This window comes from Vibrio sp. 2134-1, from assembly GCF_033339495.1.
In genome coordinates this window covers 1-18,011 of sequence record NZ_JAWOUS010000018.1, presented here as the reverse complement: position 1 = coordinate 18,011, position 18,011 = coordinate 1, and the positions used below count along the sequence as shown (strand labels likewise).

The window sequence follows — 18,011 nt, the reverse complement described above, 5'->3', positions numbered from 1 at the left end:
GTGCCAAAACACAGATATTCGATGGTTTCGAATATCTGTGTTTGACGAGGTAAATCGAGTAAACACGATGACTTGACGGTGCAATTAATCGACTTTCTTCGTTTATTGAATATTTCATGGTTGAGTAGATGTGGAGAGCCAATGGTCGAGCTCATCAACACTTATTTGAGCCTGATTCAGTTGATGCTTACGCGCGGCCTGATTGAAGTTTAACAACTCAGAGACGGAGCTGGACTGGTCGAGTAAGGCAAGCATCAGATTCGCTTGTTCAATATAAAAATCACCCCATGGATGCGGATCTTCTTGGGTGAAGTTAGACAGCTTATCGCGATATTTTCGAAGTAGCGTAGGCTGCTTATACTGCCACGCTACTTGGATTCCTTGTTGGTAAAAGCGTAAATAGTTATGACCAACACAGGTAGATTCTAGCCAAGCCTCACCAGTGCGCAAAGCGGAAAGGGCCGTTGATTCATCGCCACAAATAAGTGCCTTGGTAGATACGAGCCAAGGACCAATAAAATTGTGTAGCTTATTGATATGAACAAGATCTAGAGCCGTGTCGATGTCCGAAAGGGCTTTCTCCTCTTTTCCCTGATACCAGTGCAATCTTGCACTGGACTCCAAAAGAAAAGCGACAAATCGATGAGCATTAAGCTGTTTTGAAAGTTGTAGAGCGGTCGAGATTTCGTTTTCAGCTTGCACCAAGACATTACGGTCGAGAAAGATCCATGCAGCCGTAAGCCTAGAAACAATTTCTGCTCGGCGGTTTGCCGTGAGATAGGCAAGATTCGAGGCATGCTGAGCCTGTTTTAGTGCTTCGTCAGATTGCAGTTGATAGATCATCACTGTTGCCAGCATGTAGCGATTGGCAGTTTCAATCGAAAGCAACTGATGCTCTTCACACAGTTGCAAACACTCGGTTAAGTGCTCGTATGAGCGAGCCATTTTTCCTTGTGCGTAGGCACAATCACCGAGGCCGCCAAGCGATTTTGCTTTCGCGCGAAAACAGTTTGCTCGTTGACTGTAATCTAATGCAAGTAAATGTTCTTTCTCACATTCGTCTAGCTGCCCAGTGGGGAACAGCATATTACCTCTCATCGAGTGAATTTCACACAAAGATTTATTTAACGTCAGCTTTTCGCACAGGGCTTGGGCTTGGTCTAAAATCGACATCGCTTGTACAAAGTTGTCGGTTAAACGGTAGGGGTTAATGAGGTCTAAATAGTATTGAACACGTTCAGAATCATTTTCTGTGTGATGAATCGCTTGCTCAAGAACCTCAATGCTCTCTTTGATGCGTCCCATCGAATACAGGCAGTTTCCTTTCATATTTAGTGCATACGCCATCTGTGCTTTAGGTGACTCTTTAATAGCGTATTCAATAAGAGTCAGTGCTTTTTCAAATTGATAATTGCTCAGGTAATGTTTGGCGGTCTGGTCAAGAACAGTAAATACACCTTCGCCCTTGGCATGATTGATATGGACTGCATATAAGAACCGATCTCGGTTCTCATACCATTTTGCGCAGGCCATGTGTATTTTTGAACACTGTGACTTGTCTATTTGACGGAAAACAGCATTACAAATCAAATCATGATGGAAAAGGTATTGATCGCCATTGAGTTTTACTAAGCCAGCGTCGACTAACTTATCTGGTACGTAGCCGGGAATTCGAGTGATTTCACGCAGTTGCTCCAGTTGAAAGTACTGCCCTAACACAGATGCAGTACAGAGTGCTTGGCGATCTTGGGCTGGAAGTTGAGCTAATTGTATCGAAACTAAATGTTCCAATGACTCCGGAACGTCTTTATCAAACTGAGAACAAAGTAGTGTTTGGCGTAAGTATAGAGGATGGCCTTTCGCAAGCTTTATACAGTCATTGATATGTTTATTCTGTTGGCATGTGATTGAGCAAGCTAACTCGTAAGACTCTTCAGATGATAACTCCCTAAGTTCGATTAGATTCACGTTGGCAAACCAAGATTGTTTGGAACTAAGTCGTTTTTGCTGCCTAAACGTCAGAAAGAGTAAAATATTGGTGTTTGTAATATAAGGTAGCAGTGTCTCAAGAAATGCCAACATTACCTCGTCGGCCCAATGGACATCTTCAACAATAATCAAATGCGGTTTGCTGGTCTGCCGTTGTTGAATTAAGAAAGGGATAGATTGCTCTATCGTTTGTTTCAGCGTTTGGAACTCCATTAAGTTCAGCAGCTGTTTTTCTGATTCGTTGAGTGTTACCCCCATTAACCAATAAAGGCAGAGATGGAAAGAAGAGGGAATTGATGACTCGACAGTCTGCTGACGAATAGAATCATCGGTATCTTCACGAGTAAATGAACAAATTGCCCGAGTGAATATATTTTGAGGGGACAAGAGATCAGCACTGCCATGATTCAGGATTTGAATCTCTGTGGTTAAACACGAAGAACGACTCAAAGACGAAATGACCTGGTTGAGTAGGCTGGTCTTTCCTATCCCTGCGGTACCAGTAATACAATACGTTTGGCCTGCTTCTTGTTTTTGCCATCGCTTGATTCCGCTATTCAATGTTTCTAGTTCAAGTTTACGCCCTACGAAACAGTCAGTATGGTTTTGGTGTAAGGATACAAAATGCCAGTTGTTGAAGTCTGGCTCTCCTGTTAGAAAAGGTTTTATTGGTCTGGCACAATTGGACGAGATAAAGCAAGGACAAGCAGCTATTTCTCCCCAAGGGATTTTAACTAGGATTTCATTGATTGGGGTTATCGCATTCGGATGTTCCGATAGCTCAGTGATTCGATGCATGTATTTCACATTGATAAAAGACCGAATCGAAGCCGAAAGAGCAACCTTTAATTGAAGGGCTAGTTGTCGAATTCGCTCAAAAATATATTCGTCCGATTCCTGTAAAGACCAAGTAAGAACAAACGTTCGGTTTTGTATTATGGGTGTAGTGTTTTGGCTGAGAAGTAAGGTTTGCAGAGCCTTTGCGGTCAAATCACACTTTGCTTCGATTGCAAAAATAAAAAAATATGGTGGTGATGAAGATACATTTGTAAATAATGGTTCTGAGGCCCGATCTATTAAAAGGTCCTCTACGGGGACAGAAAAGTATTCCGCGAGATTGGATGCGGTACGATACAGCACATTCGCCCCAGACTCTGCTCGCTTTATAGAAGCAATAGATACGACAAAACCCTGTTGAAAGCATTCTTCCGCCAGTTTTTCTTGGCTCAGTCCTAATTTCTTTCTCAGTTCTTTGAGTCGTAATACGTTGAGTGGAATTCTTCCATCCCTATTTGCCATATTTCACTCCGTTGTAACGTATAGCTTTTCCCAGTAAACCTGAATCGATTGGATATGTTGAGTGAATAAATTTATCTTATTTCACCACATATATAATACTAGTAGTTAAAATGTTATATACGAAAATGAAATGGGCATTTTAATCTTCAAACCACCTTAATTCATTGTTATATTAGTGGTGTTTTTTTATTAATAATTTTGATATTTATTTTTGTGAGTTCATGTTTTTCTTAATAAGTTTTTTGAAATATCTTTAAACTTATATCTTTTAAAAGATTGCACACCTTAAACTTATATTGGACTTCATTAAACTTTAAAAATTAAATTCTTTAATTTTAGAGATATAAATTGACAATCTTATTTTTAGTGTTTTTTTTGATCTCTATTCTGGCTAACTGATTTTTTCTAGTCTATAAATCAAATATCGGCAATTTCAAAATAACTGCCGAAAAAATTATTTTAATTTCAATATTATAAATAGTTGGCTTTATACTATGGATATTGGCTTTTTCTGCCTGTTAAAAGGCTTTCATATTACACCACATTTGAGTGCCGCGCTTACCTCTACTAAGGAGACTGCGTGGCTGCCATATGTCAAACGATCTTGCCATCTAGGGGATTGGCAAGCGCTTGCTTTAGAAGAATCACATCGAAAGGCCTATTACCCTAACTATTTACTACTCTCTGAATTTACAGGATTAGAACTGTTTTTATCTCAATTTTTCTGCCCAATTTTGTCAGTACGGTTTATGAAGTTAGAGCCGGGAGCTGAGATATTGTAACGCGGACCTCTGGCATATGTTTTTCTCAAGTACAGGTGTGTTACATCATTAACTACTGCTACAGCGGCAAGTGAGGTTCATGAATTATGCAAAAAGGCTCATCTATAGAATTCTACCAGCAACGTCCTCAATCTCGTGAGACGGTCGGTGTTGAAGAAGTGCAGCAACAAACTCAACAGTTTGGTTTTGCTGAACCCGAAATGGATGAGCTGCTTAAGTACTCATTACGGACTCAACTTGAGGCTATGCTCCAAAACCAACTCAGCACGGCTGAACGCCAACGGCAACTGAAAGAGAGTTTCGCTGCGGCAGTTGAGCTCGTATTGAAGGAGACGAAAGTTGAGCACCGAACACTGGTGCAAGCCTTTCAGAGCATGTATGGCAACGCTTGCCAATCTCTTTCTCTGGCTAAACTCACTCAAGAGGAACTGACCCGACAGTACATTTCCACGTCTGGGCTGGTGATGTCCCCACTTAACTGTAAACACACCATCAAAGATGTGTACCGAATTAAAGGCTTTGCGTGTGGTATAAACAAAGCTATCCAACATATGCTTGCCAACAAGTCACAGGTTAAAGTGCTTTATCCAGCTTGCGGCCCCTTTGCACCATTGCTGCTGCCTTTACTTGCTCACTACAAACAAAGTGATCGAATTAGCGCAGAGCAGCTTCAGGTGACACTAGTAGATATTCACCCCGGAGCCATTAAAGCACTCAATCAATTGATCGCGGATCTCGATATCGCAGACTACATTGAAGCCTTAGTGGAAGAAGATGCTACCCAATTTTCGCCAACTCAAACGTTTGATCTCCTGATACTTGAAGCGATGCAGCATGGCTTTAGTCGGGAAGGGTTCCTCAGCATCGCGAAACATTTGGTTCAATATTTACATATTCAAGGCGAAATGATCCCCAATCAGGTATCTGTGCGCGCCATGATGGTCATCGGGGAGACGGAATTTAATCAACAATGGGAAAAAGCAGAGTATGCACATTCCAACCATTGCCAGCCGGAAGCGATCGATGATCGAATTGATCTGGGAGAAATTCTTAACGTCAATAAAGCCATGTTGCTCAGAAGCGAGATTTTTGAGCTAGATGGTGGAATAAAAATGCTGCAAGGCAACACCATTGAGCTGCCGAAAGATGTGCCAGATATGGCAAAACGTATCCTCGCCATTTACAGCCATATCGATACTTACGGAGATGCGATGGTCGGACAATACGACTCTGGTATTACCCATCCTAAACCCGACATGACTTTTTATGTGGATGCCAAGCCCAAAGCTGTTGAACACCATTACTTTGAAGCGAAGGGAGGGGATAAGGTCAGTTTCTATTATCAGTTAACCGGATTGCCAGGTTTTGTCGCCACCCATGGATGATTTCGATATGCAGCAAAAATACGTCGTTTTTACAGGAAGTTGTTACGCCTTGCCCATCATTCAGTTGTTGGCACAACAGCATAAATTGGCGGGCGTGGTAGTACCGGAAGGAGAACTAAATCCTGACTTACAGCAGCTACAGAGCTATCTGAGCGCTCAATCGATTCATATTGCTCAGTATACCGCCAATGACAGCAGTGCTTTGATAGCGCAACTCGATGTTTGGCGAGTCACGGATGGCGTTATCTATTTGTTCAGGCACATAGTTCATTCCTCGCTGTGTCAGTTTTTCAACGGAAACTTGTACAACATTCATCCGGGAAAGCTGCCCGAGTATCGAGGCCCGATGCCTCTCTATTGGCAATTAAGAGAGGGTTTAGACACCTTTAGCCTCACCCTGCATCGTCTTGAGGCATCGGCTGATTCCGGCGCTATAGGAATGGAGTTAGAGGTACCATTTCACCCGTTTGAGACCTTAACCAGTGCTCAGCAAAAAGCGTCACAAATGACGGCTAAGCTGATGTATGACTTCCTCATCGCGCAACAAAAGCAAGGGCTGGTTTGGCGTGAACAAGTATCAAACCCCAACGAAGTGGCACGAGCAGTAAACCAACATGATCTGCACCTTCGTTGGAACGTGCAAACGAGTCGCGAAATCGTCAACTTAGTGCGAGCAGGCAATCATGACTTCGGTGGTGCGATGTTGAGCTTGCCAAGTGGTGTCGCCAATGTTTTGCAAGCAAGCGCAATGGAGACTTCTTTAGTCGGTGTTGAGGCGGGGAGAATTCTCGAGATCAGCCCACAACATGGGTTACAAGTGAAAACGTTAGATAGCGCCATATCAATAGATGTTATTGCTACACCGCAAGGCGTGTTTTCGGGTTATCGCTATGCGCAAATGGCTGGGCTAGATGCTGGGATGTCATTGCTCCAGCACGCTTCTGCTTGTGAGTAAATAAATATCTCAATACGGCTCTTTGCGGCAGTGATGAAGCCCGTAACGGTATTTAGTAATGCGAGATTGGAAAATTTTAACCAACCACACCAATTTCGTTATGGGCTGGTTTTAACTTAAGTGTATACGTTGAAAGGAAGAACAGTATGGCTACAGAACCGTATCTTGGGACACTAACCGCATTTGGTGGCAATTTTGCAATTAGAAATTGGGCAATGTGCTCGGGGCAAATGCAGGCAATTGAAGATAATCCAGCGCTCTTCTCTCTAGTTAGCACTCTATACGGAGGTGACGCCCGAACTACCTTTGGTTTACCTGATTTGCGTGGCCGCAGTCCAGTTGGTGTAGGCACACGACCTGGGGGGATGGATTATCATCAGGGAGAAAGATTGGGTACTGAACTGGTAACTATTGATATAACTCAAATGCCAGCACACTTACATACGGCAATTTTTACCCCTCTTGGCACTTCTGCACCTGTAACAGGCAGGATGCAGGTTGCTACCAATGCTGCAAATACACAGGTACCCGATAGTAATTCGTATATAGCGCAAAACTCTACCCCCGGGTTCTATAAACCGACGTTTCAGCAACCAGATTTGACCGAGATCGAAGGCTTAAGTGTGTCTGGTGGTGGCTCGGGCGGAGGTACTGTAACTGTGACTGAAACAGGCGGTTCAATGCCACTTAATATTTTGAGCCCGGTATTGCCGATTAATTGGTTAATTGCCACTGCGGGAGTATACCCACCACGCAGCTAATCAACCAAGAAAGAATTGGCTGAAACTTTCGCTAATCCTTTCCTATAAAAAAATTAAACATTTAAGTTGATTATGATAACCCGGCTATGTTGATAAGGCCGTCATCTTCAGGAGAGGAAAATGAGATTACGTCGTCAGGTAGCGATCGCAATTACAACAGCATGGGTGTCCTCAGCGTTTTTTTCCGGTGAAGCCTGGGCTGCACAGCAAACGATTAACTACTCTAATGGTTCAGGTTCCAGTTTTAGTGAGGTGGAGACAGGCGTCACTGGGGGTATGCCCTCGGTCACTCTTACCAATGCAGGTGCTGTGTCTATGGTATTAGATGCCGGCAATAGCACTGATAGCACTCCGTTTACTGGCCTAAATGACCTCGGGTTTGTAGCTGGTGTTTTTTTCTCAAATACCATGATTAATGAGTTCAACAATCGTGGCTTCCGCTTTTTTGAGAGATCAAGTACTAACTTCAGTTTCGACGAAATTACCTTTATGCAGGGGTCGGCCCGAGACTCAGATAAAACGTATCAACTTGTGTTAACTGGCTTCTCTAATAATACTCAAACAGTGACCGAAACTGTCACCTTGCCAAAAGGTGGTGAAGCAAACTCAGGGTTACAGGATTTGTTTACCCTGACCCGTGGTACAGACTTTACTGATTCTGCATGGCAGGACGTTGATACAGTGACTATGGCGTTTACCCGAAGTCCGGGTGCTGACTCTCGTTATCTTATCAGAAGTATCAAGATTGATGACGCTGCGGTTTCAGACTCTACCGCGCCTACTTTTGTCAGTGCGAGCTCAACCCCCACTGATGATGCAACCAATGTTTCTGTTAGCAACAACATCGAGATTGCCTTCGATGAAAATATTCAGCTGAAGAGCGGCAATATTACCATTCGTAATGTTACCGACAGTCGCGACTTTGAAGTATTTAATGTTGCCACCGAAAGCGATGGCACAACAACATCACCAGGCGCTGGTCGCATCAGTGTTACCAACAATAAAGTTTACTTAAACCCAACCAGTGATCTGGCAGGGAACCGGACCTACGCCATTCATATTGAATCCAGTGCCGTGGCTGACAGCGCAAATAATAGCTTCGCTGGGATCAGCGATGATGCCACATTTAACTTTACGACAGTCGATACCACGCCAAATGCGCCATCTACACCCGATTTAGATGCTAGTTCGGATACCGGGCCATTAAATACTGATAATATTACCAGTGACACTACACCAACGTTTAGTGGGACTTCTGAGAGTGGATCGATCGTTACTTTATACAGTGATCAAGTCGGTGGAGGTGCAACGGTTATTGGCACAGGCACTGCTACTGGAGGAAACTGGCAGATAACAACCAATGAGTTGGCGTCTGGTATTACACATGCAATAAGTGCTAAAGCGTCTGATAGCGATGATAATGTTAGCTCGGCATCCAACGCGTTAAGTGTCACCATTGATACAATAGCACCATCCGTAGTGAGCATTACCACGCCGATTGAGGCTGACAGTATCGTCAACGCTGCAGAAGACAACGATGTGTTGATCGCTGGCTCCGGCGCGGAAGCAGGCAACAGCGTGACCGTGACTATCACAGACAATAACAGCTCTGTCAGTCGTACGGTGACGGCCGACAACTCAGGCAACTGGACGCTGAGCGGCAGCGAGCTGGATGTCAGTGGCTTGAACAATGGTACCCTGACGGTGTCTGCAACCCAAGCTGATATAGCTGGTAATATCTCCACCGCAGCCACACAGAGCATTACCCTGGACAATGCAGCCCCATCAGCAGTGACCATCACCACGCCGATTGAAACTGATGGGATCGTCAATGCAGCGGAAGATAACGATGTGTTGATCGCTGGTTCCGGCGCGGAAGCAGGCAACAGCGTGACCGTGACCATCACGGACAATAACAGCGCTGTCAGTCGTACGGTGACGGCCAACAACTCAGGCAACTGGACGTTGAGCGGCAGTGAGCTTGATGTAAGTGCGTTTAACAACGGCACCCTGACTGTGTCTGCAGCCCAAGCAGATATAGCAGGTAATACTTCTACCGCAGCCACCCAGAGTATTACTCTGGATAATGCAGACCCATCTGCTGTAATCATCAATACGCCGATTGAAACTGATGGGATCGTCAATGCGGCAGAAGACAACGACGTACTGATCGCTGGCTTCAGTGCGGAAGCAGGCAATAGCGTGACCGTGACTATCACGGACAATAACAGCTCTGTCAGCCGTACGGTGACGGCCGACAACTCAGGCAACTGGACGTTGAGCGGCAGTGAGCTTGATGTCAGTGGCCTGAACAACGGCACACTCATAGTTGTTGTGACGCAATCGGATACGGCGGGTAATACCTCCAGAGTGACCACCCAGAGCATTACCTTAGATAACGCCGCACCATCAGCTGTGACCATCACTACACCGATTGAAACCGATGGTATTGTCAATGCAGTGGAAGATAACGATGTGTTGATTGCTGGCTCCGGCGCGGAAGCAGGCAACAGCGTGACCGTGACTATCACGGACAATAACAGCTCTGTCAGTCGTACGGTGACGGCCGACAACTCAGGCAACTGGACGTTGAGCGGCAGCGAGCTGGATATCAGTGGCCTGAGCAATGGCACCCTGACTGTGTCTGCAACCCAAGCTGATATAGCAGGTAATACTTCCACCGCAGCCACCCAGAGCATTACCCTAGACAATGCTGCTCCATCTGTTGTGATCATCACTACGCCGATTGAAACTGATGGCATCGTCAATGCGGCAGAAGACAATGATGTGCTGATTGCTGGCTCTGGCGCGGAGGCTGGCAATAGTGTGACCGTGACCATCACGGACAATAACAACTCAGTCAGTCGTACGGTGACGGCCGACAATACCGGGGCTTGGACGACTATTGGCAGTGAGTTTGATGTAAGTGCGTTTAACAACGGCACCCTGACGGTCGCGGCGAGCCAGAGCGATGCGGCGGGCAACACCTCCAGTGTAGATAGCACAACAATTACGTTAGATAACGTGAGACCAACTGTTTCTTTGAGCAGCTCAGACCTTGATTTGATCTCTGGCGAAACGGCGAGTATCACGTTCACCTTAAGTGAGTCCTCAAGTGACTTTACTGAGTCAGATGTCACCGTCACTGGCGGCAGTTTGTCTAACTTTGCGGGCAGCGGTGACAATTACACGGCCACCTTTACGCCGGATAGAGACAGTACAAGTACAGCGACGATTAACGTGGCGGCAGATTTCTTTACCGATGCTGCCGGGAATAGCAACACTGCTGCGCCTCAACTGTCTATAACCGTTGATAGTTTAGTGCCGAGTGTGACTATCTCCAGTGATAAATTGGCGCTGAAAGCGGACGAAACGGCGACCATTACCTTTACCTTAAGTGAAGCGTCGAGCGATTTTACCGAGGCGGATATCACGGTTAGTGGCGGTACTTTGTCTGGTTTTGCTGGCAGTGGTAGCAGCTACACTGCGACCTTTACACCAACGGAAGAGAGTACGACGAGCGGTACTATTGAAGTTGCCACAGGCACATTTACCGATGCCTCTGGTAACACCAATAGTGCAGCTACACCACTTTCCATCAGCGTCGATACTGTGCTTCCAACCGTTAGTATCACTAGCTCCAGCGCTGCGTTGAAAGCGGGTGAAACGGCAACACTCACGTTTACCTTGAGTGAAGCCGCAACTGATTTTTCCGAAGCCGATGTGACCGTGGCTGGAGGAACTCTTTCTAACTTTGCGGGCAGTAGCGCCAGTTATACGGCTACCTTTACACCTGCAGAAGAAAGCACTGAGGATGCAACTATTGATGTTGCAGCCGAGAAATTTAGCGACGCAGCTGGCAACCTCAATACAGCAGCGACTCAGTTGTTGATCTCAGTGGATACGGGGATCCCGACTGGACATAGCATCAGCATTGATCAGGAGAGCATTAACAAAACCAACGAACAGGCGATGAGCTTTACCTTCGCAGCAGCTGAAGTGAACGCGATGTTCACTTATAGCGTGACCGACGGTACCACGACCATTGACGGCGCTAGTCAAACAATTTCTTCGGAGACCATGCAAGTAACGGGCATTGACGTCACTATTTTGCAAGAGGGGACGTTGACAGTAAGCGTGGTGGTAACCGATGCCGCAGGCAACGCATCTGATGCAGTGACGGATACTGTGACCAAACGCTACGATGTCGCGCCAACGGTAGTTGATGATAGCTTCTCGACTGAGGAAGATACGGCGAAACAATTTAATCTGTTAGCCAACGATTCCGATGTTAATGATGACATGGTCGCTTCTTCTACAACGATTAAAACGCAACCAATTAAAGGTCAGGTGTCGATCAGCAACGGCGTTGTTACCTATACGCCAAATAATAATGAGACAGGCACAGATAGCTTTACCTATACCGTGAAAGATGCCCTGCTGCAGGAGTCGCAAGAGGCGACAGTGACCGTCACTATCATGGCTATAAATGATGCGCCAGTCGCTAAAGCGCTGACCATCAACACCGACGAAGATACCGCAAGCGCAGCAGTCAGCGCGCGTAGTCAAGCGGAGGATGTTGAAGATGGCATCCCAACGGGTGATTTATCGTTAGTTAGTTTGCCTCAAAAAGGACAAGTAGCCATTGATCAAACTGTAGGCACTTTTGTATATACGCCGAATCCGAATGAAAATGGTAGCGATAGCTTTACTTACACGATCGCAGACAGTGAAGGCGGCGTTTCTCTTGCGGCCACGGTCAGCGTCAATATCGGTTCCGTCAATGACTCACCAGTAGCGGAGGAAGACAGTTTTACTTTTGATGAAGATATCACATCGACACTCGATATTTTAAGTAACGACAGTGATATTGAAGATGGGTCATTCACCCCGAGTAGTATTACCCTGCAAGATCTTGGTCAAGGAGAGGGGGTATACAGTTTTGCCACGGTGAGTGTCAATGTCGATGGGACCTTAAAGATTGTGCCAACAGCGAACGTTAATGGTCAACATAGCTTTACCTACATGCTAACCGATAGTGGTCAAGCAGTCTCAGTGCCTGCAACCGTCACGCTCAATATTACGCCAGTGAATGATGCCCCCGTTGCTGTTGATAACAGTGCACAACTACTAGAGGGAGGCTCCTTCGAGGTCAATGTATTAGGCAATGATAGTGATGCCGATGTTGGAGACAGTTTTGAACTCACTAGTGTCACAGTCGTCGATACGCCAGCACATGGCAGTGTGAACGTGACGGCGTCAGGAGCGATTGTTTACAACCCCAATGAGAACTACTTCGGTGAAGATAGCTTCACCTATACGGTGGCAGACTTAGCAGGTGCTGTATCTAACGCCGCAACAGTGACCATGACAGTAACACCAGTCAACGACGCACCAATGGCGCAAGCACAGTCACAAACGCTTGATGAAGACAATAGTTTGGTGATCACGCTGGTTGGTTCAGATATTGATAACGATGATGACACTCTGCAGTATCTTATCACTGAGCAAGTCAGTCATGGCGTGCTAGAGCAGTTGACCAATAATAGTTGGCGCTATACACCAGAAGCGGACTTCAATGGCTCCGACTTCTTCTTGTTCAAGGTCAACGACGGTGATCTCGACTCGACAGAGGTTCGTGTCGATTTGACGGTTAATGCAGTCAACGATACACCAACCGCGACCGATATCAGTGCTACGGGAGAGGAAGAAATACCGCTGACCATTACTTTAAATGGTAACGATGCAGAAGGCTCATCTTTGAGCTATCAAATTGTAAAATCGCCAGTCAACGGTAATGTTACCGTCACAGGCAATCACGCGGTTTATACGGGTAACAGTAACTTCTTTGGTCAGGACAGTTTCACTTACAGCGTAAGTGACGGAGAACTTACCTCTGGAGTGGCGTTAGTGACCATCACGGTGAATAACGTTAATGACGCGCCAGTGATTACGGGTACCCCATCGGCGCAAGTTGATGAAGATAGTGTGTATCAGTTTGTGCCCGCGGCATTGGACAATGACCCAGCGGATACTCTGACCTACTTGATAGCTAACAAGCCACCTTGGGCTACATTTGACAAGACAACAGGAGCGCTTTCTGGCACGCCAAGTAACCGTTATGTGGGGACTTATCCAGGTATCGTGATTAGCGTATCCGATGGCACTATTTCTTCCTCATTGTCAGCGTTTTCGATTACTGTGAATAACGTTAACGATGCACCCGTTATCTCTGGTTCACCAGCAACACAAGTGAATGAAGACAGCACCTATCTGTTCACGCCACAAGTGTCAGATGTTGACAGCCAAGCCTTCACCTTCAGTATCGTGAACAAGCCATCTTGGGCTAGCTTTGATGCATCAACAGGCACGCTTAGTGGTACACCAGATAATGGTGATGTTGGCAAATATCAGGGCATTGTTATCTCGGTTTCTGATGGTCTCACGACCACAATGCTCAATAGATTCAGTATTGTGGTTAACAATGTCAATGACGCGCCAGTGATCAGTGGCACTCCTGCTCTTACCGTCAACGAAGGCAATACGTACCGCTTTGCGCTGCAGGCATCGGATGTTGATAGTAGTAGCTTGAGCTTTTCAATCCGCAATAAACCATCATGGGCAACCTTTGATAGAGCAACTGGGTTGCTAAGTGGTACGCCGGAAAATGAGCATGTTGGCAGCACCAATAATATTGTTATTAGTGTCTCAGACGGTGAGCTAAGCACATCTTTAGCAGCGTTTAGCATCACGGTAATCAACGTTAATGATGAGCCAGTGGCGGTTAATGATACCTATGTCTTTACCGAGAGTAACGATGGTAGCTACTTATTGGATGTACTCAGCAACGACAGCGATGTTGATCTAGATACATTACAACTGGAATGGGTTAAACCTACATCTGGAACGGCAACGATTGTGGGCAGTCAAATCCAATTGGTAACGACCTCAATTGGTACAGTGGCAGTGCAATACAGTGTGAAAGATGGTAACGGTGGAAAGGCCACCGCGAAAGCAATCGTGACAATTAAAAGTGCGCAATTGGACGCACCAACAATAGTCGCACCTTCAGATATCGAAGTGAACGCAACTTCGCTCTTTACTAAAGTTGCATTAGGCTCTGCTGTGGCACGAGATAGTACAGGCAAGCTATTACCTGTTTCATTGGTCGACAGCACGACCTTTTTCCGACCTGGAACTAATACGGTCTATTGGCGCACTCAAGACTCTGATGGAAACGTCGCTGAGGCTAGTCAAACGGTAACAGTGTATCCACTGATAAGTATCTCCAAAGATGCGCAAACCACGGAAGGCACCAACCATAGCGTATCGATACACCTTAACGGTCCTTCGCCGAGCTACCCAGTAATCATACCTTATTCGGTTTCAGGAAGCGCGGACAGTGATGACCACACGCTCACCTCTGGTGAAGTGGTGATACCTAGTGGTACCGAAGGCAAACTTTCGTTCGAACTACTTAATGATGGACAAAATGAAGGCGTTGAAACCTTAGTGATTGATCTGGACAGCACCCTTAATCTAGGTAGTAAGCGTCGTTACACCTTGACAATCTTTGAAGAGAATGTGGCTCCGAAGGTCACGGTAAGTGTATCTCAGGTGGGGGAGCAGCGGAGCCAAATTGAAAATGGTGTTGAACCGGTCACAATCACGAGCAGTGTTAGTGATGCAAATATGTCCGATATACACAGTTTCAGATGGAGTAGTGATAGCGATGTACTTAACCAAGCGATTGCGGGGCAGATGTACAGCGAAACATTGACTTTCTCTCCGCAATTACTGAGTTCAGCGATTTACAATTTGCAATTGACAGTTACTGACAATGGCACTCCACCATTATCAGTGACACGGAATGTCTATTTAGAAGTGGTACAAACATTGGCGGAGCTCGGGAGTGAAGACAGTGATGGCGACTTAATCCCGGATGATCAAGAAGGTCATAATGATAGTGATGGTGATGGTATCCCTGATTATCTTGATGCAATTTCTGACTGTAACGTAATTCAACAGGTTGTGTCAGAAAAAGATCGCTTCCTCATTGAGGGGCAGCCTGGTGTCTGTTTACGCAAAGGAATAACCATTCTGACTAACACAACAGGAGGAGCTTTATTGCTGGATGAGGAGCTTCCTAAAGATATCAATATGAAGAGCATAGGGGGAATCTTTGATTTTGTAGTAACTAATTTGCCGCTTCCCGGTCAAAGCTATCAATTAGTTATGCCTCAGCGTTTACCTGTTCCAGCAAATGCAGTGTACCGAAAGTATAATGCTGAACAGGGGTGGGTAGACTTTATTGAGGATGCTCAAAACACGGTTTCTTCTAGTGCTGGCGAGGCTGGTTATTGTCCGCCACCAGGGCACAGTTCATGGTCACAGGGTCTGACTGAAGGTGACTGGTGTGTACAACTTACCATTGAAGACGGTGGTCCGAACGATGATGACGGATTGGCTAATGGCAGTGTCGTTGACCCTGGCGTCGTTGCCGCTCGTGTAAGCAATAATACACTCCCTCAAGCGATTGACGACAATGCGTTTGTTAGTCTCAATGGTACGGTGACGATCGATGTATTGAGCAATGATGCTGATGCTGATGGTGATGGGCTGAAGGTAAGTCGCGCTTCTGTAGATATTGGTAGTGTTAGTGTTAGTGTGGTTGATAACAAACTAAGTTATGTCACTCAACCACAGTACTACGGGGAGGCTTTGATCACTTATAGCGTAACGGATGGTAATGGTGGAACGGGATCGGCGAAGGTGACGGTAAATGTGGTAAACAGTCAGAATCCGAATGCGGTGGACGATAATATTACCACCGATGATCGTACCCCTGTCACGGTTTATGTCCTTGCTAACGATACCGATCCGGATAACGACACATTGAAGTTGGTTTCAGTCCAAGCGCAGTATGGGCAGGCGGTCATGAATGCAGATCAGAGCGTGACCTATACCCCTACCTCAGGGTTTGAAGGCAATGATGTGTTGACATATATCATTCAGGATAGCCAAGGCCTGCAAGACGCGGGGAAAGTTATAGTGACCGTTAAGTTGGTAAGAGATGTAAAGGTTGAAAATACTTCAGCAGGATCATTGGGTGGCATGGTGTTGATGCTTTTGATTTTGTTAGGAGCCATGCAACGTTATGGAAGAAACAGTGCTCTAGCACTAATTGCTGTGTTTAGTTTTAGTAGTCAAGCGGGCTGGTATGTTGATGTTCAAATGGGGTCAAGCCATGCAGATGAGCGTGATGCTGTTGAAGGTGATAACGTAATCTCTACTGACAACACCGGGTTCTATCGCTCTGTCGGGTTGGGATATACTTTTTCTGATCAATGGTCTGGAACTATTCGTTATATTGATATGGGTGAAGGTAGTGCTACATTGCGTAGTGCTACTACTTCACCAGAAGACTATCACGCCAATGTCGCATCTATAGCCCCACTCCTTGTTAAGGGCATGGGCTTCGACATCGGTTATAAGTTCTGGCAATACAATTCATGGTCCGCAAAACTAAGTTTGGGGGGCTTGTTCTGGGATACCGATATTGAAAGTACGTATCAAGGCAGCAAGATAACGACGGAAGTGGATGGTTTTGATGGATATATTGGTGCAGAAGTTGGCTACAACCTCTCAGATAATTGGGAGATCGGTATCCAAGGCGCTCGTTATTTTTTACATGAAAATGATGTTGATATAATTGCGGTACAACTTCGTTATTTTTTTGAGCCGTTAACAGCGTATTAACCTAGGGTTTGGTATTTTTCGATAATTTGTATCCTAAGCGATCATGAAGCGATATGGTAAATTACTGGAGATTAATGTCGTGATTGTGATCTTTATTATATAGGTCAATACTCTATAACAAATCCTTAATTACCTTGAAGTCTTTTCTTCTTTAACATCTAGCGAAAGATAGTGTTTTGATAGAGTGTTAAGCAGAACTTACTGTTCGATATTAGAAAAATAAGGTTCATTGAATGCTCGATGTGAACTTAAAAGAAGATGATTTACGCAATAGGGTTGCTGGTGGCGCTGAAAGTGTCAGCGTGATACGTCGCTTTACTTGAACCTAGTGCGTCTACAGTCGAAGAAATATAGTGTTGGGGCTGAAGCCAAACCAAGCGGGTTAGAGCGACACAATTCGTAGTGAACTCTTATTTGGTTGAAAAGCGTTCCAAGTTCGCAGTTGCCCCTGACTCTGCTGGTGATAACAAGACGATAAATTGATACCGAGCAAAACGATAATTTTATATCTGCTTTAATCCAATACTGATTGAATAATATCAAATGCTGTTTCTATTTTTTGGATAGGGATAATGCCAAACCCAAATAAGAGGGCATTAGAATGATTGTTGATAGAAAAATGCGATGATGGATAAACCGCTACATTTGATGAAGCCAGTTTATTCATCATTTGTGTCGCGCATCCCGATACTTCAGCTGCTATATGCAATCCACCTTGGCTTGGAATACGTTGTAAGCAATCTACGTTGTCAATTAATTGAGTGAGTTTATGGTACCTTTCGCTATAGATTTTATTCATATTGAGTAAATGGTGAGAGAAATGACCGTCACGCATGAATTCGTCAAGTAGGATTTGAGACACTACAGATGTACTTCTTCCCAAGTGCCACAACATATTTGAAATTGGCTCCATTAAAGACTTTGGTGGAATCATATAGCCAATGCGTATGCCGGGAAATAGTATTTTAGAGAAACTGCCTACCATAATGACGCAGTCATTTTTATTTTCAGCCCTAAACCACCTACTTCAGTAGGTGGTTATCATCCGTTTCGGCTTTGCCTGTAAAACTACTCATGCTAA

6 protein-coding genes are annotated in these 18,011 nt (G+C 45.3%); 4 read left to right on the top strand and 2 right to left on the bottom strand.

Annotation, left to right across the window (positions count from 1 at the left end; genetic code table 11):
• Window positions 1-114: 114 nt before the first annotated feature.
• Window positions 115-3,288 carry an AAA family ATPase gene (locus tag R7R78_RS18220; protein WP_017819913.1) on the bottom strand — a complete coding sequence of 1,058 codons (3,174 nt, stop codon included), beginning with the start codon at window positions 3,286-3,288 and terminating at the stop codon, window positions 115-117.
• An 868-nt stretch (window positions 3,289-4,156) separates the two neighbouring features.
• Between R7R78_RS18220 and R7R78_RS18215 the strand changes: the two genes are divergently transcribed.
• The 4 genes from R7R78_RS18215 (at window position 4,157) to R7R78_RS18200 (ending at window position 16,930) form a co-directional block, all read left to right on the top strand.
• Window positions 4,157-5,455: a hypothetical protein gene (locus tag R7R78_RS18215; protein ID WP_053307255.1), complete on the top strand. Its 1,299-nt coding sequence runs from the start codon at window positions 4,157-4,159 to the stop codon at window positions 5,453-5,455.
• 7 nt (window positions 5,456-5,462) lie between these two features.
• A complete protein-coding gene (locus R7R78_RS18210) occupies window positions 5,463-6,410 on the top strand; it encodes a formyltransferase family protein (protein WP_224721233.1) in 948 nt (315 codons plus the stop codon).
• Between the two features lie 146 nt (window positions 6,411-6,556).
• Window positions 6,557-7,171: a phage tail protein gene (locus R7R78_RS18205; protein ID WP_047008153.1), complete on the top strand. Its 615-nt coding sequence runs from the start codon at window positions 6,557-6,559 to the stop codon at window positions 7,169-7,171.
• 120 nt (window positions 7,172-7,291) lie between these two features.
• Window positions 7,292-16,930 carry an Ig-like domain-containing protein gene (locus R7R78_RS18200; RefSeq protein ID WP_225474086.1) on the top strand — a complete coding sequence of 3,213 codons (9,639 nt, stop codon included), beginning with the start codon at window positions 7,292-7,294 and terminating at the stop codon, window positions 16,928-16,930.
• A 514-nt stretch (window positions 16,931-17,444) separates the two neighbouring features.
• Here the strand turns inward: R7R78_RS18200 and R7R78_RS18195 are convergent.
• Window positions 17,445-17,915 (bottom strand): hypothetical protein, encoded by a 471-nt coding sequence (locus R7R78_RS18195; RefSeq protein WP_225474085.1) that lies wholly within the window; start codon window positions 17,913-17,915, stop codon window positions 17,445-17,447.
• Window positions 17,916-18,011 lie beyond the last annotated feature (96 nt).